This is a genomic window from Streptomyces sp. T39 (assembly GCF_008042045.1).
Lineage (GTDB): Bacteria > Actinomycetota > Actinomycetes > Streptomycetales > Streptomycetaceae > Streptomyces.
In genome coordinates this window covers 2,244,800-2,263,797 of record NZ_RDBP01000012.1, presented here as the reverse complement: position 1 = coordinate 2,263,797, position 18,998 = coordinate 2,244,800, and the positions used below count along the sequence as shown (strand labels likewise).

Genomic DNA, 18,998 nt, shown 5'->3' with positions numbered 1-18,998 from the left:
GCCGCCCTTCGTGTCGGACGCGTTGACGACGTTGCCGACCGGCGGCGTCGAAGCCCTTGGCCGGGGAAGCGGACCCGTCCTCCCCTGGGCCCTGCCCCTGGTTCTGTTCCTTCTTGTCGTCGCCCCCCATCTTCAGGATCACGCCGGTCACGCCGCCGCATCGCGGCGATCGCCCTCACCGTGGCCCTGGTCGCCGGCGGCGGCGTGACCGGCGTGATCCTGAAGATGGGGGGCGACGACAAGAAGGAACAGAACCAGGGGCAGGGCCAGGGGAAGGACGGGTCCGCTTCCCCGGCCAAGGGCTTCGACGCCGCCGTCGGCAACGTCGTCAACGCGTCCGACACGAAGGGCGGCACGCTCAAGCTGGTGAGCTCGTCGGACGCGGACTCCTGGGATCCGGCCCGCTCCTACTACGGGTGGGTCTGGAACATGCAGCGCCTGTACACCCGCACGCTGCTGACCTACGCCCCCGAGCCGGGCGGCAAGGGGCTCGAACTCGTCCCCGACCTTGCCGCGTCACAGCCCGAGGTGTCGTCCGACGGCCGGACCTACAAGCTCACCCTGCGGTCCGGTCTGACCTTCGAGGACGGCTCCCCGATCACCTCCGCCGACGTCAAGTACGGCATCGAGCGGACCTTCGCCCAGGACGTCGTCAGCGGCGGTCCGACCTACCTCGTCGAGAAGCTGGACCAGGGGCAGGGCTACAAGGGCCCCTTCAAGGGCGGTGCGGCGGGGCTGAAGTCGGTCGAGACCCCGGACGACCGCACCATCGTCTTCAAGCTGGCCGAGGCCGACTCCCAGTTCCCCTATCTGCTCACCCTGGGCACGACGGCACCCGTCCCCCGGGCGAAGGACACCAGGGGGGAGTACGGGACCAAGCCCGTCTCCTCGGGCCCGTACCGCTTCGACACGTACGAGCCCGGGCAGCGGCTCGTCCTCGTCCGCAACGAGAACTGGAGCGCCGCCACCGACCCGCTGCGCAAGGCGCTGCCGGACCGGGTGGAGCTGACCGTCGCCGCCGACTCCGAGGCGGCCGACGCGCTGCTGCTCGCGGGCGACGCCGACCTCGACGCCTCGCAGACCGGGCTCTCCCAGCAGTCGGTCATCAAGGTCCTCGGCGACGAGAAGCTGAAGGCCGACGCGGACAACCCGCACAGCGGCTATCTCCGCATGGTCACGATGATCTCGAAGACCGCCCCGCTGAACAACGCCGACTGCCGCAAGGCCGTGGTGTACGCGACCGGGACCGACGGTCTGCGGTCGGCGCGCGGCGGCCCCTCGTTCGGCTCGCTGCACGGCAACACGCTGCCGCCGACGCTGCTGGGCGCGGATGCGTACGACCCGTTCGGCGTGGCCGAGGGCAAACCGCAGCTCGAGAAGGCCGCGGAGGCGCTGAAGGCGTGCGGCAAGCCCGACGGCTTCACCGTGAAGGCCGCCGTACGCAGCGGGAACGTCAAGGACGTGACCGTGGCGGCCGCGCTGAAGAACCAGCTGAAGGCCGCCGGCATCACCCTGGAGGTCGAGCAGTTCGAGGACTTCGGGGCCTATTACAGCGCGATCGGCTCGCCGTCCACGCTGAAGCAGAAGAACATCGGCGTGCTGGTGCTGGGCTGGGGCGCCGACTACCCGACGGGCGCGGGCTTCCTCCAGCCCCTGGCCGACAGCCGCCATCTGCGGCCGAGCGGCAACTCCAACTACGCCCAGATCGAGGACCCCCGGATCGACGAGCTGTTCGACAAGGCGGCGGCCGAGACCGACCGTGCCGAGGCGGGCCGGATCTACCAGGAGATCAACCACCGGGTCACCGACGGGGCGTACTACCTGCCCATCGTCGCGGACAAGACGGTCGGCTACCGCAACCCGCGGCTGACCAACGTCTACGTCCACCAGGCGTTCAACCTGATCGACATCCAGGCCCTGGGCACCGGCGGCTCCTGACCGGCGTCCGGCACGGCTGCGGCTCCCGACCGGCGTCCGGCAGGCTGCGGCTCCCGACCGGCGTCCGGCAGGCTGCGGCTCCTGACGGCGCCGGGCCGGCCCGCACCCCCTCGGGGGCGGACCGGCCCGGCCGCGTCCGGTTCACGGACGGGCGGTCACCGCCTGCGCAGGTCCCCCTTTCCGCAGGCCGTGCCGTCGCGGTCGGGGTCGAGCCGCAGCGGGTCGTCGCCGCCGTTGACCCGCAGGCGGCCGTAGTCGTGGTCGGCCAGCCACCGGCATCGGGCCGCCGTCGTCGGCTTCACGGACTTCGGGAACACCGTCGGCACGCAGACGCCCGCGCTGCCGTAGTGGCGGTCGCAGCCGGCGATCTGCGGGTCGACCGGCACCGAACCCCGCTTCTTCAGCCTCTTCCTGGGTTCCCCGGCCAGGTCGTCGGCGAACTCGTGCACATGCGCCGACGGCGCGTGGTGCTCCGCCGTCGAGCGGGCCATGGCCGCCGGACCACTCAGCCGGACCCACTCGGCCACGGACGGGACGCCGTTGGCGTCGACCGCGAAGAGCATGTACCAGCCGGGCGGCGCCAGGTTCGGGTTGCTGGTGACGTTGAGGTCGACGTTGTTGCCGTCGACGCTCAGCGGCAGGTCGACGAACCGCTGGTTGGGGTCGGAGGAGTGGGTCACGGCGGCCGGGCGGATCAGCTCGGCCTTCGCGATCGGCCGGTCGACCGTGATCCGCTGGGTGTCGCCGTAGGTCCACTCCCCGTCGATGACCGAGGTGATCCGCGGCCGGGCGCCCTTCAGCAGGTACGGCGGCGTGTAGACCGACACGTTGTGGTTGTAGGTGCCGTTGCCCGGGTTGTCGCCGACGGACATCACCCGGCCGTCGGGCAGCAGGAACGACGACGAGTGGTAGCCCCGCGGGACCGGGTCGGTGGCGAGGCCCGGCTCGTAGGTGTCGGTCACCGGGTCGAAGAACGACGCCTCGTACACCGGGTCGGCCCGGTCGTGGAGCGCGCCGCCGGTCTCGAAGACCTTGCCGTCCGGGAGCAGGACGGCGGAGACGTACATCTTGCCCTCGGCGCCCGTCTGCGGCCGGCGGCCCTGTCCCTGGTCGACCTCGCCCTGCGGCAGCAGCGGGCCGTGCACATAGGCCGGGTCGGGCTGTTTGAGGTCGATGATGTCGGTGTAGCGGTTGGCGACGGGGTTGGTCTCGTTGTTGCCGCCGCCGATGGTCAGCACACGCTGGTCCTGGGCGGGCGGCAGCAGCACGCTCGCCGACTCGTCGCGTTCGTCCTTCGCCTGGAGGCCGGGGACGTCGGTGATCGTGTTGGCGTCGTAGTCGTAGATCGAGGCGCCGGTGCCCGGGGTGCCGTTGCCGAAGGTGTGGCTGCCGGAGTAGAAGAGCCGGCCGTCCTGCATCAGGATCATCGCCGGGTACAGGCCCCAGTACGACCAGGTCTGGTTGACCTCGTTCATGGGCAGCCATCTGTTCTGCGCCGCGGAGAATCTCTCGGCGGTGACGTTGCCGGTGGAGTCCTCCTTCAGACCGCCGAAGGAGATGACGTCCCCGTTGCCGAGGACGGTCGCCGACGGGTACCAGTGGCCGCCGTTCATGTCGTTGGTCCGGATGTAGCTCTCGGTCTCCGGGTCGAAGAGGAACGAGTCCTTCAGGCCCTGGTAGCCGATGGTGCCGTCCGCGGACGGGTAGCCCTTGTTGCCGGACATGATGAGGATCCGGCCGTCCTGCAGCTGCACATGGCCCGCGCAGAACATGTCGACCGGCGTCGGGATCGTGCGGAAGGTGCCGTTCTCGGGGTCGTAGACCGCCGAGGTGAAGGTGCCGGCCTCGAAGAGCGACTCGTCGTTTCCGGAGCCCGCGATCACCAGCACCTTGCCGTTGTGCATCACGACCGAGTGCATGGAGCGCACCGGGTTCTGCACCGGGAGCACGTCCCAGCGGCCCTTCAGGCACTCCTGCGGGGTGCCGGTGCACTGCGGCTCGGGCGCGGGGACGGACACCTCCTCCATCACGTAGTCGTCGGTGGTGACGGATCCGGTGCCGTAGACCGACACGCCCCAGGCGATCCTGTCGGTGCCCGGGGGCACGGCCGGGGTGCGGACCTCGGCGCGGACGTAACCGGCGCTGACGTCCAGGGTCTTGAGGTCCGTCCAGTACTGCCAGCCGGCCGTGGTGTCGCGCCGGAAGAGGGTGACCGACACGTCGGGTGTCGTGGACTTGTACCAGAGGGAGAGGTCGTACTGCCGCTCCGGCGTCACGGTCGGCGCGCACGCGGTGTTCTCCGTGATCAGCGCCTTGCGGTCGCCGTCGACGCGGCGGGTGAGCGAGACCTTCATGGCCTTGGTGCCCGAGTGGGCGTCGGCGACGGTCGTGAAGGAGTAGTCGTTGTCGCCCCAGCCGGACTGGGACCAGCAGGCGGGCATCTGGCCCGTGCCGGCGGTCTCGAAGCCGGGGTTGCTGATCAGGTTCGGCGGGCCGGCCTGGGCCGACTGCGGGGCCGATATCAGCAGCGCCGTGGTCATGGTGGCGACGGCGAGCAGCGCGGTCCGCCGTCTGCGGCGCAGCGGGTTCCTCAGCGGTGGTGACATGGGCGGTTCCCTTTCGTGCGGGTGACGGCGCCGGCGGCCGGAGACCGCCGCGCTCTCCCGGCCCCGGTTCCCAAGGGGCCGGGGCCGTCCTTACTGGGGCCGGGTCGCGCACCTGCCCGGGTGCTCCGGCGGCCGGCCTACGGCACCGGGTCCGGTACGACCGGGGCCCCGGCCCGCTCCGTACGGGCGGCGCGGCCGCGGGCGCGCCCGCGGCCCGGGAGGTAGACGAGGGCCTCGGTGGCCGCGAAGCGCACGACGAACGTGGTCAGCAGCGCGAGCGCGGTGGCGGGCAGCACGGTCATCCCCAGCTGGGCCACGAACAGGGCGATGAGCGGGATGCGCAGCAGCAGATCGGCGTTGGCCAGCAGCGCGAACCGGCCGAACCGGTCCGCCCAGTGCCGGTGGTGGCGCCGGTCGCGGAAGAGCAGCGTCTCGATCAGCAGGAAGTTCCACAGCACGCCGAACTGGTTGGCCACGATCTCCGCCGGGAGGTAGTGCATCCCGCCACCGGTGAACAGGTGGAGCGCGACCAGGTTCGGCACGAAGCCGGTCAGCCCGATGAGGCCGAAGGCGACCATCCGCGCGGCCGCCGACGCCGTGCGCAGCCCGGTGAGGTGCGAGAGGAACCGCATGCCCTCCTTGGCCGTCGACTTGGACTCGCCGGCGAAGCGGTCCTGGAAGACGAACGGCACCTCCGTCACCGTCTCGGGGCGGCAGCGCACGGCCAGTTCCAGCAGGATCTTGTAGCCCAGGGGCTTCAGCGCGTCGGCGCTCACCACGCTGCGCCGGATGGCGAAGAAGCCGCTCATCGGGTCGCTGATGCCGCGCAGCCGGCGGGGGAAGAGCCCTTTCGTCAGCCAGGTGGCGCCCCGGGAGACCGCGATGCGGTAGCCGCCGGCCAGGCCCTCGCGGCTGCCGCCGCGGATGTAGCGGCTGGCCACCACCAGGTCGGCACGGTCCCGTTCGCCGGCGGCCACCAGCTCCGGCACGAGCGCGGGCGGATGCTGGAGGTCGGCGTCCATGACGACGATCCACTCGGACCCGGCCCGCCGGATCCCCTCGACCACCGCGCCCCCGAGTCCGCCGACGGGGTCCTCGCGGTGGACCACGGCGACGGGGAAGGGGCAGTCCTGGGCGGCGTCGCGGATGACGTCGGGGGTGTCGTCGGTCGAGTCGTCGACGAAGAGGATCTCGCACGGCAGCCGTGGGGGCACCGACTCGGTGAGGCGGCGCAGCAGTTCGCGGATGTTGGCGGACTCGTTGAAGGTCGGGACGACGACGGTGACGGCGCCCGGTTCGGCGATCTGGGCAGCGCTCAGGCCGGGGTCGCCGAGTTCCTCGGCGCCCGTACGGGGAGTGGTCACCGCTCACCTCCGGCGGGGCTGATCCGGCGGATCTCGACACGGTCCTCGCCCGTGCCGAAGACGGCGACCGGCTTCGAGTGCTCCAGGGCGGCCTTGACGTTCGGCAGGTCGACGGCGTCACGGCGCACGGTCGGCGACGAGACGACGTAGTCGATGTCCCGCCAGCCGCGCGGGAGGGTTTTGGTGACGGCGGGGTCGAGGTCGGCCTTGTAGAACCAGATGACCCCGGTGCCGGGGGTGAAACCGTCGTGCACCAGATCCAGCCAGAGGGCGTCGTCGACGAGGACCCGGGTGTTCGCCGGGTCGTCGACCTCGTTCTGCATCCACGCGGCGGCGGCCCGGTAGGGCGCGTTGGCGTCGACGGTGAGCGCGTCGCGGTTGCCCTCGTACCAGTTCGGCGTGACGAAGCCGACGGAGACGACGGCGAGCAGCGCGGCGGCGCCGAGCCGGATCCGGCGTTCCGTGCGCGGCACGGCCGCCCGCCGGACCGGACGCCGCAGCACCGCGTGCGCCACGCTCGCCGCGCCGCCGGCCAGCACCAGCGCGAGGAAGGGCAGTGCCTGGATCACGTACATCGCGGGGAGGTAGCCGGAGGGGCGCATCGCGACGACCGCGAGGATGGCGACGACCAGCGCCGGCCCGGCCAGCGCGCGGGCGGTGACCGACCAGCGCAGGGTCAGCAGCAGCAGCGCCGCGCCGGCCAGGCCCCCGACGGGCAGCACGGTGTCGTAGTAGAGCCAGGACCGCAGGACACCGTGGGAGCCGGAGCCGGCGTCGAGGATGAAGCCGGAGCCGGGGCGGCTCATCTGGTAGGCGATGCCGTCGATCAGGGACACATGGCCGGGTCCGGGGAACAGCTCGCTCTTCAGCAGCGCGTACAGCGGGTACGACAGGCCGATCAGCACACAGGCCGTGATCGCGCCCGTCACCGCGAACTTGCGGGTGTCGCGGTGGCTGTGGCGCCACATCGTCACCAGCAGGGCGGGCAGCACCAGCAGCATCGTCTCCTTGGTCAGCACGGAGACGGCCGCCGCCAGTCCGGCGGCGAAGTGGTGCCACAGATGCCGGTTCGGGGACGCGGCCAGGCAGAACGCCAGCAGCATCCACATGACCGCGAGATTGTCCAGGAACAGCTGTCGCTGGAGCACCACCGACAGCGGTGAGAGCCCGAACAGCGCCATCGCGAGCCCCGCCGCCCAGCGCGGCAGGAACAGCCGCCGCGCCAGCACGTACACCAGCACCGCGCACACCGCGCCGACGGCGAGCATCGCGAAGCGCATGGTGGCGACGGTCATCGTCTCGGGCGCGATCAGCGACGGGATCCAGGTCAGGAAGGCGATCTGGATCCAGCCGAGCGGCGGGTGGTCGTACCAGTAGGTGTAGTGGGCGAGCCCCTCGCCCTGCTGGACGGCCCACGCCTGGGCGAGGTAGGTGCCCTCGTCGTCGCTGAGGGTCGGGAAGTCGGTGATGTTCCAGCCCTGCACGACCACGATCAGGCACAGCAGCACGCCGCAGAGCAGCAGATCGGGCCGGGAGTGCCGGAAGCGCACGACGGGCCGGACGAATCCGGGCGGGGTGACGGGGCCGCGGGTCCGCTGGGCGGGAATGGAGACGGACAGGGTGGAGCCGCTGCCCGTCCCGGTGGTCTCCGGAACGGGAGGAAGGGTGGTGGTCACCGGCGGGCGTCCTCTCTGGACTCGGTGCGGTCGGTGAGGTGCGCGCCGACGTGGCTCGTCAGCTCCCACTCGTTGCGGCCCCGGTACTCCCGCCAGACCGCGCGCACGGCGGCGCCGGCGAGCAGCATCTGGTAGAACGGGCCGCCGACGATCAGCTTCACGTAGTGGACGAAGCGGACCCGCAGGCCGTACTGCACCCCGAAGTCGTGCAGCCCGACCACCTCGAAGACGAACGTGACCATGGCCGTGATCAGCGGCAGGAACGTCACGATGGCGATGGCGGCGGGTACGTCGAGGAAGAGGGCGATCCCCACGTTGAGCGGGATGATCACGCCGGAGAACGCCTGGAGGAACGGGGTCATCAGCGTGTAGCGGGCGAGCATCCGCTGGCCGCGGCCCGGGAGCTGCTTCCAGTCCTTCTTCCGGTAGACCTGGAGGAAGCCCTGGTTCCAGCGGGTGCGCTGCTTGAGCAGGCTCATCAGGGTGCCGGGGGTCTCCTCGCGGGTGACCATGTCGCTGTCGTACGCGACGACGACCTTCTTGCCGACGGAGGAGAGGCGCACGCCCAGGTCGCAGTCCTCGGCGAGGCAGTTCGGGTCCCAGCCGTCGGCCTCGCGCAGCACCGTGGTGCGCACGAAGACGGTGTTCCCGCCGAGCGGGATGAACCCTTTCTGCGCGTGCAGGTGGAGCCGGCTGCGGAAGTAGAAGAAGTACTCCAGGCAGTTGCGCAGGCTGTACCAGCTGGAGTGGAAGTTGATCAGCTGCACGCCGCCCTGGACGACGTCCGCGCCGGTTGAGGTGAAGGCGTGGTCGACATGGGTCAGGAGCTCGGGGTGCACCTGGTCCTCGGCGTCGAAGACGCCGACGATGTCACCGCGGCAGTACGGGAGCGCCGTGTTGAGGGCCTTCGGCTTGTTCTTCTTCTCGTGGTGGTCGGTGACGACCCTCACTCTGACCGGGTCGCGGGCCGCCGCGCGCTCGGCGCACGCGGCGGTCTCCGGGTCGTCGTGGCCGACGATGACGATGATCTCGAAGTTGGCGTGGCTGGATTCCAGCAGCCGCTCGACGGTGTGCTCCAGCACCGCCTGCTCGTGGCGGGCGGGCAGGAGCAGCGAGAACGAGAGTCCGGTGGCGCCGTCCGGCCGGTCGAAGCGGGTGGACGCCAGTGTCTCGGGCGTACGCCAGGCGTGCATCTGCCACCAGAGCGTGAACGCGGCCATCCAGAACAGCGCCATGGAAATGGCGACAACGATCACCGATATGAGCACGAGCCCCCCTTGGCCCCCTGCGCGCCGCGGCAAGGACCCCCCTTGGCCTCCGGCGCGCACGACTTCCCCCACGCGCGCACTCCCCAGTACGCGCGTCAACTGCGGGTCGTTCAGGACGATAGGGGCGGAGGATTGCGTTCCGGTGCTCCCGCGTTAAATTCCTCCGGTTCGGGCTCAGTTGATGAGCTTTCGGGCAAGTTCTGCTTCGTCTGTGGTCGGTGCCTCGCACACGAATGCGCGGCAGACGTACGCGGTCGAACTCCCGTCCAGCAAAGGCCGATCCGCCAGAAGGGGGAACTCGTCGCCGTCCGGCTCGCCCACCGCGACCACCGCTCCCGGCGCGGTCGCCAGCAGGGCCCTGTGGTGAAGCTCACCGCGGCGCGCGTCGCCCCGGGGGCCCACGACCGCCACCTCGCGCGGCCCGTCCAGCAGCGCCTCCGCCACCGCGAGCCCCCATCCGATGAACCGCGGCGCGCGCCAGCGCGAGGAAGCCCTCCGCCACGTCCGCGTAGTCCTCCAGCACCCCGGCGCCGGTGCCGGCCCTGCCGTCCCTCGACGTCCGGTGCAGCCGCACGCCGCCGGCCCCGAAGTCCATGTGCAGCCGCACCAGCAGATCGGCGGCCTCCGTGGCGCGCTCCACGAGGTCGGGACGGCCGAAGTAGGCGCCGGTCTCCGCGAGCGCGGCGATCGCGAGCCCGTTCCAGGCCGCCACCACCTTGTCGTCCCGGCCCGGCCTCGGCCGCGCCTCCCGCGCCGCCAGCAGCCGCGCCCGCAGCTCGGCGTCCGGCTCCCCGGCCGGCAGGCGCAGCACCGAGGCGCCCTCCTCGAAGGTGCCCTCCTCCGTCACCCCGTACAGCTCGGCGGCCCGCGCGCCGTCCTCCTCGCCCAGCACCTCACGCAGCTGCGCGGGCGTCCACACGTAGAACGCGCCCTCGGCGTGCCCGCCGTCCGCCGTGTCGCTGTCCGCGTCCAGCGCGGAGGCGAAACCGCCCTCGGCGGTGCGCAGTTCGCTCACCAGGAAGTCGGCCGTCTCCAGCGCGATCCGCCGGGCCAGTCCGCTGCCGGTGGCCCGCCACAGATGCGCGTAGGCGCGGCACAGCAGGGCGTTGTCGTAGAGCATCTTCTCGAAGTGCGGGACCACCCACTCCCGGTCCACCGAGTACCGCGCGAAACCGCCCGCCAGCTGGTCGTAGATGCCGCCGCGCGCCATCGCCTCCGCCGTGTGGGCGGCCATGTCCAGCGCGCCCTGGGCACCGGTGCGGGCGTGGTGGCGCAGCAGGAACTCGATCACCATCGACGGCGGGAACTTCGGCGCCCCGCCGAACCCTCCGTGCTTCTCGTCGTAGTCCCTGGCCAGCCCGAGCAGCGCCTGCGCGAGCTCGTCCTCGCCCGGTGTCCCCCATGTACGCGGCCGTCTCCGCGTCCTCGAAGCTCTCGCGCGCCAGCACATGGCACCAGTGGCAGCTGCTGTACCCGACGCTGAGGAACACCGGCACACCCCGCCGCCTCGCCTCCTCGAAGGCGGCGGGCTCCCAGGGCCACCAGTCGACGGGGTTCTCGGCGTGCTGGAGGAGATAGGGGGACGTGGCCTGCGCAAGTCGGTTCGCCATGCCTCCATCCTCGCGCACGGCGGGGCAGGGGACACCGGGCGAGGACGAGCTCGCGCAGGCGCTGCTCGGGCTGGCCAGGGACTACGACGAGAAGCACGGAGGGTTCGGCGGGGCGCCGAAGTTCCCGCCGTCGATGGTGATCGAGTTCCTGCTGCGCCACCACGCCCGCACCGGTGCCCAGGGCGCGCTGGACATGGCCGCCCACACGGCGGAGGCGATGGCGCGCGGCGGCATCTACGACCAGCTGGCGGGCGGTTTCGCGCGGTACTCGGTGGACCGGGAGTGGGTGGTCCCGCACTTCGAGAAGATGCTCTACGACAACGCCCGGGGGCGGCGGGTCAGCCGGGCGGACCGGAGCAGTTGCGCCTGCAGTGGCTGACCGCCCTGGAGGTGCGGGGCATACGTCCGTTCCTCGACCAGCAGCGGATGCTGTCGGCGGCGGCCCGGCCCGCGAAGAAGGCGGCGGCGCCCGCGCCGCGGCTGCGCGGCGCGGACCGCAGCGCGGCGGCACGCCGCAGGTCGGTGCTGGAGCAGTCGTTCGGCCATCTCCCCGACCCGCAGGGGCCGTTCGCCGGCCGCCGGGAGCATCTGACGCGGATCGCGCAGTGGGTGCACGCGGCCCGCGCGTCGACGGAGACGAAGCCGACGCTGGTGGTGCTGCACGGCGACCCGGGCTCCGGGCGCACGACGCTGGCGGTGCGGGCCGCGCACCATCTGAAGGACCAGTTCCGGGGCGCCTGCGTGGTGGACCTGCGCGGCGAGAGCGGCCGGCCGCTCTCCACCCGGGACGCGCTGCTGCACCTGCTGAACCGGCTGGGCGCACCGCGCGAGCAGCTGCTGTTCCGGGAGCGGTCGTCGCCGGAGCAGCAGGTGCGGCGTCTCGGCGAGCTGTACCACCAGCATCTGACGGGCCTGCCGGTCACGATCGTGCTGGACGACGCCGCCGACCCCGAACAGGTGCGCACCCTGCTGCCGGAGCGGTCCGACTCCCTGGTGCTGGTCACGGCACGCCGCCCGATCGCCCTGCCCGACGACCTCCCGGCGTGGGTGCACGAGCTGCCGGTCGAGGCGCTGGACGCGGCCGGCGCCGAGGAGCTGCTGCGCGGGACGGCGGGCGCCGCGGGCGCCGGGCCGGTGCCGTACGACGCCCAGTCCTCGGACCGGGTGCGGGAGTTGTGCGGCGGACTGCCGCTCGCCCTGCGGATCGCGGGCTCCTCCCTCGCCCAGCGCGGTGCCGACCGCCTCGCGGCCGACCTCGACGCCTACGGGCCGGTGGACCCGGTGGAGCGCGCCCTGTGGCTGCGCTACACCGACCAGCCGGACCAGGCGCGGCGGCTGCTGCGCCGCCTGGCCCTCGCGGGCCGCGCCTCGCTCGGCGCGGCCGCCGCCGCGGCGCTGCTGGGGGCCGACGAGCAGGAGGCGCAGCGGCTGCTGACCGTGCTGGCGGATGCCGGTCTCGTCGAGCGGGTGCGGGCGAGCCGCTACCGGCTGCACGACGCCGTGCGGGCGTTCGCGCGGGCGCGGCTGCTGGACGAGGAGGACGCGGACGACCGCACGGCCGCGCAGGAGCGGCTGATCGAGAACTACGCGGACCTCGCGGGCGCGGTGATCCGCATGGTCGACGGCAAGATGTCGACCCGGGCGGGGAACTTCGGCGCGCACGGCTTCCCCTCGCTGGACGCGGCGCTGCGCTGGCTGGACGACGAGTCCAGCTTCATCACCTCGGCCCTGCGGCACGCGGACGGCGTCAACCAGCAGGCGGTGCTCGGGCTGCTGGGCGCACTGTGCGACTACTGCCTGCTGCGGGGCGACCTGTACCGGCTGGGCGAGATCAGCGAACTGACGCAGGCGGTGGACCAGGGGCTGCTGGAACGGTCGGTGCGCTGGCGCACCGGTATCGCGGCCCGTCAGCTCGGCGAGCTGGACACGGCGCGCACCACGCTGTCGTCCGTCGTCGGCCTCTACCGCGAGGCGCAGCACGACGCGGGCGCGGCGCTCGCCCTGTGCTCGCTCGGCATCACGCTGCACCACCAGGGCAACCTGACGGAGGCGGCGGCCCGGCTGAACGAGGCGATCTCCCTCCAGTCGTCGCCCGAACAGGCCGAGGACCGGGCGTGGTCACTGCACGCGCTGGCCGCCGTCGAGCGGGACCGGGCGAACCTCGCGGAGGCTCTGCGGCTGCTGGAGACGGCGCTGCGGCTGCACCGGGAGGGCGAGTCACTGCACGGCGAGGCGTGGACGCAGTTCCAGCTGGGGCAGGTGTGTCTGCGGATGGGCGACGTGCCGGGCGCGGACGAGGCGCTGCGCACGGCGCTCGACCTGTACGGGCGCACCCAGGACGCCCGTGGCGAGGCCTGGGCGTGCACGCAGCTGGCGCGGGCCCGGCTGGTCGACGGGGATTCGGCCGAGGCCGTCGAGCAGCTGCGGCCGGCGCTCGCCCGCCACCGGGAGAACGAGGACGCCCGCGGGGAGGCGTGGACGCTGTACTACCTGGGCCAGGCCCTGGAGGAGGAGGGGCGCCGGGACGAGGCGGTCCGGGAGCTGGAACGGGCCCGCACGATGTTCTCGCGGATGCGGGACGTGTACGGCCTGGCGTGCGCGCGCCACCACTCGGGGCGGGTCACCCGCGACCAGCGCGCGGCGCAGACGGGCAACCTGCTCAACTCCGGCTTCGCCCGGCAGCTGCTGATGGACGCCCGCGCCGACTTCGCGCGGATCAAGGTCGCCCACGGCGAGGCGTGGACCTGTCTGGAGCTGGCCATGATCGACGCCGGCAACAAGCGGGCCCCGCAGGCGCTGGCGCTGTGCGACGAGGCCGCGGTGCTCTTCGCCTCCTACGAGGACCGCCGGGGCGGCGACTGGGCGGCGTTCCTGCGCTGCACGCTGCTGCCGTACGCCTCCCCCGGCGGGACGGAGGTGGGCACGGTGGTGGCCCAGGAGGAGCTGTCCCGTCTGATGTCCGCCCGGCACCCGTCGCGCGACCCGAAGCTGGAGGACTGCGCGGAGGCGCTGCGGCTCATGCTGGAGCGAGGCGTCCGCCTGGAGGACGGCTGGCAGGCATGGGACCTGGGCCTGGTCCCGGGCCGTCATGCCCGCGAGGTGATGGGGGTCCCGGTGAAGTGACCGGGCCGCGCACCCCGTGAACCGGGCCGGTGCGGTCGGCCCGCCACCGCACCGGCCCCCGGCGGCCTCTAAGGTCCCCGCATGGAACTCAACCTCGTCGGCCGCGCCCCCGTAGGGCTGTCCCGGCGTGCCCGGTCCCTGGTGGGCGGCCACTGCGTCCGGGTGGACGTCACCCCCGTCGAGCGGAACCGGGCCTGGTGGCGGGAGCGCGGGATCCCGGCGGAGCAGATCGACCGCATGGCGGCGTTCCAGGACCGGTGGGGCGGGCTGCTGCTGCCGCCCTCCCCGCAGTACGAGGGCGGGCCGAAGTACTTCGACCCGGACGTGCCGGAGGAGGACGCCGACGGCTGGTGGTTCGGGGCGGGGATGCAGCGGGCGTCGGTGGACTTCTCGTTCGTGATCGGCCCCGACGACTCGTTCGGGATCCGCGCGCGGCGCTGGACGCCGCTGCACGCCTCGGTCGACGGCTGGGTCGAGTCCGTGGCGCTCGCGTACCACGCGCGGAAGTGGTCGCGGTGCGTCACCACGGTGACCGGCGACGACGTGGACGCCCTCCCGCTGGCCGACTGCGACGCCGTGCCCGAGGTCCGCGGCCTGGCCGACACCTGGTGGCGCGGCGAGGACCTCCTCGTCGCCCTCCACACCGGCGAGGCCCTCTGCCGCGACGCCCCCGGCGCCCGCACCGCCTACGTCTACTCGGGCCTCGACCCGTGGGGTCTGGACATGTAGGGGGCGCCCCCGGTCCGTCAGGCGGGCTCGTACGGGTCCGTGAGCCGCACCGGCTGCCGCGCGCGGTGGAGCACGTCCCGGGGGGAGTCCGGGCCCGGCACGCAGGAGCGGGCCCGGAGTTGCCGACGGCTTCGAGCAGCCCGGCCTCCGTGAGCGTCCTTCGCGAGGCGCGGCATCCCCTACGGCATGACTGGATGACGCCCATCGGATGTCATCCAGTCATGCCGACACTGGCGCCCCCCGTCAGGCGGAGCCGCCGCTCGCCCGCTCGCGCGGGGCGGCGGTCTCCGGCTCGGGCTTCTCCTCGAAGTTCACCCGGCCCATGTGGCGGTTCATCGACTTCATCAGCAGCCACACACCGACCGCCAGCGCCGCGAAGACGAGAAAGCCCAGGACACCGGGGGTGACCTTGTTCTCGTCCAGCTCCTTGGCCAGGGTGGCGACGTGCGTCATTGCGAGGTTTGCGCTAGCGCTCATATCAGGCATTGTCGCGGATGCCCGCGAAGAGGTCGTCCTCGGGGAGGGAGGTGTCCACGAGGGACTTCGCGAGCTCGTACTCCTCGGTCGGCCAGACCTCCTTCTGGACCGCCATCGGCACGCGGAACCAGCCCCCGTCGGGGTCGATCTGCGTGGCGTGGGCGATCAGGGCCCTGTCGCGCGTCTCGAAGAAGTCGGCGCACGGGACGTACGTCGTCAGCGTGCGCTCGGCACGCTCGAACTCCTTCCAGCGCTCCAGCCACTCCCCGTACGGGGACTCCAGCCCGCGCTCCAGCAGCGCCTCGTGGAGGGCGACGGTGCGCGGCCGGTTGAAGCCCTGGTTGTAGTACAGCTTCTGGGGCTGGTACGCCTCGCCGTACTCGGACTCCGGGAACTTCTCGGTGTCCGCGCTGCCCTCGAAGGCCACCATCGTGATCTTGTGGGTCATGATGTGGTCCGGGTGCGGGTAGCCGCCGTTCTCGTCGTACGTGGTGATGACCTGCGGCCGGAACGCGCGGATCTTGCGCACCAGCTCGCCCGCCGCCTTGTCGAGGTCCTCCAGGGCGAAGCAGCCCTCGGGCAGCGGGGGCAGCGGGTCGCCCTCCGGCAGGCCCGAGTCGACGAAGCCGAGCCACTCCTGGGAGACGCCCAGGATCGCGCGCGCTTCGTCCATCTCCTTCCGGCGGACCTCGTGGATGTTGGCCTCGATGGAGGCGTCACCCTGGAGCTTCGGATTGAGGATGGAGCCGCGCTCGCCTCCCGTGCAGGTCACGACCAGCACGTCCACCCCCTCGGACACATACTTCGCCATCGTGGCCGCGCCTTTGCTCGACTCGTCGTCGGGGTGCGCGTGCACGGCCATCAGTCGCAGCTGCTCAGTCAAGACTCGATCCTCAGTGATTCGTCGCGTCGTGCGCTCTCTATAGTGACCGAACCGGGGGGTGGAAAATTCCTGTCCCCGGGACCCGAAGGGATCGATCATGGCTGGTGTGCGCGAGGAGCTTCCGCAGGGGCGCTACGGCCGCTCGGCGGACGAGCGCGCGGACCGTCGGCTGAAGATCCTCGGGGCCGTGCTCGGCACCGGCCTGATCGCGATGGTCGGCTGGTTCGGCTACGACTACATCGCAGGTCAGAGCATCAGCGCCGAGGTCATCAAGTTCGACGTCGTCGACGGCGCGAAAGAGGTCCAGGTGCACCTGGAGGTGCGCAAGGACGCGGACGCCACCGGCACGTGCACCGTGCGGGCCCTCGCGGAGGACGGCGCCGAGGTCGGCCGGCTGGACGCACGGATCGACGACGCGGGCACGGACCGGATCGACCGGGTCGTGAAGATCCGCACCACGCGTGAGGCGACCAGCGCGGAGCTGACGGGCTGCACGGCAGCCTGAGGCCCCCGCGCGGGGCCTCGGGGCCCGCCCGGAGGCCCCGATCCGCCCCAGGGCGGGGATCCGCGCTGACCTGGGGAATCCTTGATCCGGACGCTTATGTCCTCCCCCTTTCGCCCCGAAATTGTTAGGCTCGTGGTTTCGCCCACCCAGGAAGGACAATCCTTCTGGGTAGGGCGTTGCTTTGTATTCCCAGTACCTACGAGGAGCACCTGTGACCCAGACCAGCGAGAACGTCACCTGGCTCACCCAGGAGGCGTACAACCAGCTCAAGGCCGAGCTGGAGTACCTGTCTGGTCCCGCGCGCACCGAGATCGCCAAGAAGATCGAGGCGGCGCGCGAGGAGGGCGACCTGCGGGAGAACGGCGGGTACCACGCGGCCAAGGAGGAGCAGGGCAAGCAGGAGCTCCGTGTGCGCCAGCTGACCCAGCTCCTCGACAGTGCGAAGGTCGGCGAGGCGCCCGCGGACGACGGCATCGTCGAGCCCGGCATGGTCGTGACGATCGCCTTCGACGGCGACGAGGACGACACCCTGACCTTCCTGATGGCCTCGCGCGAGTACGCGAGCTCGGACATCGAGACGTACTCGCCGCAGTCCCCGCTCGGCGTCGGCGTCAACGGCAAGAAGGTCGGCGACGACGCCGAGTACGAGCTGCCGAACGGCAACCGCGCCATGGTGAGGATCCTCGCGGCCAAGCCGTACACCGCCTGATCCGGGTCTCGACGGCACAGAGCCCCCGCGGCGCCGCAAGGCGGCCGCGGGGGCTCTGTCGTGTGCCGGCGCCGGTCAGGCGGTGGCCGAACGGTACTTGCGCACCGCGAGGGTGCGGAAGACCACGATGATCAGCACCGACCACAGCACCGACGCGAGCGCCGGGTTCTGCATCGGCCAGGCGTCCGGCACGGGGTAGCCGGGGGGCAGGTTGCCGAAGAGCTCACGGCACGCCTGCACGGTCGCACTGAACGGGTTCCAGTTGGCGACGGTCTGCAGGAACCACGGCATGTTCTCGGACGGCACGAACGCGTTCGACACGAACGTCAGCGGGAAGAGCCAGATCAGCCCGCCGGAGGTGGCCGCCTCCGGGGTGCGCACCGAGAGCCCGATGAGCGCGCCGATCCAGGAGAAGGCGTAGCCGAGCAGGAGCAGCAGGGCGAAGCCCGCGAGCACGCTGAAGAAGCCCTCGTGGGTACGCCAGCCGACGAGCAGCGCCACCAGTGCCAGCACCACCAGGGTGAGCGTGGTCTGGACGAGGTCGGCGAGGGTCCGCCCGGTCAGGACCGCGCCGCGCGCCATCGGCAGCGAGCGGAAGCGGTCGATCAGACCCTTGTGCATGTCGTCCGCGATCCCCGCGCCCGCACCGGCCGTGGCGAAGGTGACGGTCTGCGCGAAGATGCCGGCCATCAGGAACTCCCGGTAGCCCTCGGCGCTGAGCCCGGCACCGGGCACGCTGATCGAGCCGCCGAAGACGTAGCTGAAGAGCACCACGAACATCACGGGCTGGATGATCCCGAAGATGATCATCTCGGGGATCCGGCTCATCCGGATCAGGTTGCGCCTGGCCACCACCAGCGAGTCGGCGACCGACTGGCCGATGCCGCCGCGCGGCCTGGGGGCGGCGACCTTGACCGCCTCTGCGGTGCTGCTCACTTCGCGCTCTCCTTCCGGGACGTCCTGCCGCCGCCGTGCCCGGGGCCGTCGGCCCCCGTCTGCTCGTCCGCCTCCTCCGCCGCCGTCTCGGCCGCGTGGCCGGTGAGCGAGATGAAGACGTCGTCGAGGGTGGGGCGGCGCAGGCCGATGTCGTCGATCTCCACGCCCCGGGTGTCGAGGTCGCGGATGACCTCGGCGAGCAGCTTCGCGCCGCCGGTGACCGGAACGGTGAGCTTGCGGGTGTGCTCGGCGACGGCGACCTCGCCCTTGCCGTAGCCGGCGAGCACCTCGCGGGCGGGCGCGATCTGCTCCCGCTCGTGCACCACGACCTCCACCCGCTCGCCGCCGGTGCGGGCCTTGAGCTGGTCGGAGGTGCCGCGGGCGATGACCTTGCCGTGGTCGACGACGCAGATGTCGTCGGCGAGGTGGTCGGCCTCCTCCAGGTACTGCGTGGTGAGCAGCAGGGTCGTGCCGCCGCCCACGAGTTCCTGGATGACCTCCCACAGCTGCTGGCGGTTGCGCGGGTCGAGTCCGGTGGTCGGCTCGTCCATGAACATCACCGGCGGGGAGACCACCAGGGCTGCGGCGAGGTCGAGCCGGCGCCGCATGCCGCCGGAGTACGTCTTGGCGGGGCGGTCGGCCGCGTCGGCGAGGTTGAAGCGCTCCAGCAGCTGGACCGCGCGGGCCTTCGCGTCGCGGGAGGACATCTGGTAGAGCTGGCCGACCATCTGCAGGTTCTCACGGCCCGTCAGATACTCGTCGACCGCGGCGAACTGGCCGGAGAGACCGATGGACCTGCGCACCTCGTTGGGGTGCTTGAGCACGTCGATGCCGGCGACGAAGGCGGAGCCGCTGTCGGGCTGGAGCAGGGTGGTCAGCACGCGCACGGTGGTGGTCTTGCCGGCGCCGTTGGGGCCGAGAAGTCCGAGGACCGTGCCTTCGGGGACGTCGAGATCGACGCCGTCCAGAGCCCTGACGTCACCGAACGTCTTCACCAGACCTTCGGCGTAGATGGCGCCTGGCATAGGGGGTCTCCCAAGGTGACAGGTGGATGGATCGCGTAGGCGAAAGAGTAGATAGGCGGGCGGATCGGGGCCCCGGGATCGCGGAACCGGGGCCGTGCCCGACAGGTCCGAACCATAACGCGATGTATCGCGTCACTCAAGCCATTCAG

The 18,998-nt window shown here is 71.8% G+C and carries 13 protein-coding genes and 2 pseudogenes; 6 read left to right on the top strand and 9 right to left on the bottom strand.

The window, feature by feature from the left end; genetic code table 11:
- The first annotated feature begins 180 nt into the window (after positions 1-180).
- The gene (locus EAO77_RS11300; protein WP_261993866.1) at positions 181-1,938 is read left to right on the top strand and encodes an ABC transporter substrate-binding protein; all 1,758 of its coding nucleotides are present in this window, start codon (positions 181-183) and stop codon (positions 1,936-1,938) included.
- Between the two features lie 155 nt (positions 1,939-2,093).
- Here the strand turns inward: EAO77_RS11300 and EAO77_RS11295 are convergent, their stop codons facing one another.
- The 5 genes and pseudogenes from EAO77_RS11295 to EAO77_RS11275 all read right to left on the bottom strand — a co-directional run bounded on the left by EAO77_RS11295 (position 2,094) and on the right by EAO77_RS11275 (position 10,462).
- On the bottom strand, positions 2,094-4,478 hold the full coding sequence (locus EAO77_RS11295; protein ID WP_147989080.1) for a galactose oxidase-like domain-containing protein: 2,385 nt from the start codon (positions 4,476-4,478) through the stop codon (positions 2,094-2,096).
- A 203-nt stretch (positions 4,479-4,681) separates the two neighbouring features.
- Positions 4,682-5,908 (bottom strand): glycosyltransferase, encoded by a 1,227-nt coding sequence (locus EAO77_RS11290; protein ID WP_147987874.1) that lies wholly within the window; start codon positions 5,906-5,908, stop codon positions 4,682-4,684.
- Positions 5,905-7,584, bottom strand: coding sequence for an ArnT family glycosyltransferase (locus EAO77_RS11285; RefSeq protein ID WP_147987873.1), 1,680 nt, complete (start codon positions 7,582-7,584; stop codon positions 5,905-5,907). The genes EAO77_RS11290 and EAO77_RS11285 overlap by 4 nt, the downstream gene beginning before the upstream one ends.
- Complete coding sequence (locus EAO77_RS11280; protein ID WP_147987872.1) at positions 7,581-8,852, bottom strand: glycosyltransferase; 1,272 nt, start codon at positions 8,850-8,852, stop codon at positions 7,581-7,583. The genes EAO77_RS11285 and EAO77_RS11280 overlap by 4 nt, the downstream gene beginning before the upstream one ends.
- A 174-nt stretch (positions 8,853-9,026) precedes the next feature.
- Positions 9,027-10,462: pseudogene (locus EAO77_RS11275) on the bottom strand (thioredoxin domain-containing protein).
- Positions 10,463-10,484: 22 nt separating this feature from the next.
- On the opposite strand from EAO77_RS11275, the pseudogene EAO77_RS11270 reads away from it, so the two are divergent.
- The 3 genes and pseudogenes from EAO77_RS11270 to EAO77_RS11260 form a co-directional block, all read left to right on the top strand.
- Positions 10,485-10,787: pseudogene (locus EAO77_RS11270) on the top strand (hypothetical protein); the annotation flags it as partial.
- Positions 10,745-13,585, top strand: a complete 2,841-nt coding sequence (locus tag EAO77_RS11265; protein WP_261993865.1) for a tetratricopeptide repeat protein — start codon at positions 10,745-10,747, stop codon at positions 13,583-13,585. The pseudogene EAO77_RS11270 and the gene EAO77_RS11265, both read left to right, overlap by 43 nt.
- 81 nt (positions 13,586-13,666) lie before the next feature.
- Positions 13,667-14,314, top strand: coding sequence for a hypothetical protein (locus tag EAO77_RS11260; RefSeq protein ID WP_147987871.1), 648 nt, complete (start codon positions 13,667-13,669; stop codon positions 14,312-14,314).
- A 243-nt stretch (positions 14,315-14,557) separates the two neighbouring features.
- On the opposite strand, the gene EAO77_RS11255 is transcribed toward EAO77_RS11260, so the two are convergent.
- Both EAO77_RS11255 and mca read right to left on the bottom strand, forming a co-directional pair.
- The gene (locus EAO77_RS11255; RefSeq protein WP_147987870.1) at positions 14,558-14,800 is read right to left on the bottom strand and encodes a hypothetical protein; all 243 of its coding nucleotides are present in this window, start codon (positions 14,798-14,800) and stop codon (positions 14,558-14,560) included.
- Entirely contained in the window at positions 14,793-15,674 is an 882-nt protein-coding gene (gene mca, locus EAO77_RS11250; RefSeq protein WP_147987869.1) for a mycothiol conjugate amidase Mca, read from the bottom strand. The genes EAO77_RS11255 and mca overlap by 8 nt, the downstream gene beginning before the upstream one ends.
- A 97-nt stretch (positions 15,675-15,771) precedes the next feature.
- Here mca and EAO77_RS11245 point away from each other — a divergent pair, with 97 nt between their 5' ends.
- A complete protein-coding gene (locus EAO77_RS11245) occupies positions 15,772-16,179 on the top strand; it encodes a DUF4307 domain-containing protein (protein ID WP_147987868.1) in 408 nt (135 codons plus the stop codon).
- A gap of 211 nt (positions 16,180-16,390) precedes the next feature.
- Positions 16,391-16,888: a transcription elongation factor GreA gene (gene greA / locus EAO77_RS11240; RefSeq protein ID WP_147987867.1), complete on the top strand. Its 498-nt coding sequence runs from the start codon at positions 16,391-16,393 to the stop codon at positions 16,886-16,888.
- Between the two features lie 75 nt (positions 16,889-16,963).
- On the opposite strand, the gene EAO77_RS11235 is transcribed toward greA, so the two are convergent.
- Complete coding sequence (locus EAO77_RS11235) at positions 16,964-17,824, bottom strand: ABC transporter permease (RefSeq protein WP_147987866.1); 861 nt, start codon at positions 17,822-17,824, stop codon at positions 16,964-16,966.
- Complete coding sequence (locus tag EAO77_RS11230; RefSeq protein ID WP_147987865.1) at positions 17,821-18,849, bottom strand: ATP-binding cassette domain-containing protein; 1,029 nt, start codon at positions 18,847-18,849, stop codon at positions 17,821-17,823. Before EAO77_RS11230 ends, EAO77_RS11235 begins: the two co-directional genes overlap by 4 nt.
- Positions 18,850-18,998: the final 149 nt, after the last annotated feature.

Bases quoted from the DNA above. Each gene is read 5' to 3' on its own strand.
- EAO77_RS11295 (WP_147989080.1), bottom strand. From the start codon at position 4,478: ATGACCACGGCGCTGCTGATATCGGCCCCGCAGTCGGCCCAGGCCGGC.
- EAO77_RS11260 (WP_147987871.1), top strand. From the start codon at position 13,667: ATGGAACTCAACCTCGTCGGCCGCGCCCCCGTAGGGCTGTCCCGGCGT.
- EAO77_RS11255 (WP_147987870.1), bottom strand. From the start codon at position 14,800: ATGCCTGATATGAGCGCTAGCGCAAACCTCGCAATGACGCACGTCGCC.
- EAO77_RS11245 (WP_147987868.1), top strand. From the start codon at position 15,772: ATGGCTGGTGTGCGCGAGGAGCTTCCGCAGGGGCGCTACGGCCGCTCG.
- EAO77_RS11230 (WP_147987865.1), bottom strand. From the start codon at position 18,849: ATGCCAGGCGCCATCTACGCCGAAGGTCTGGTGAAGACGTTCGGTGAC.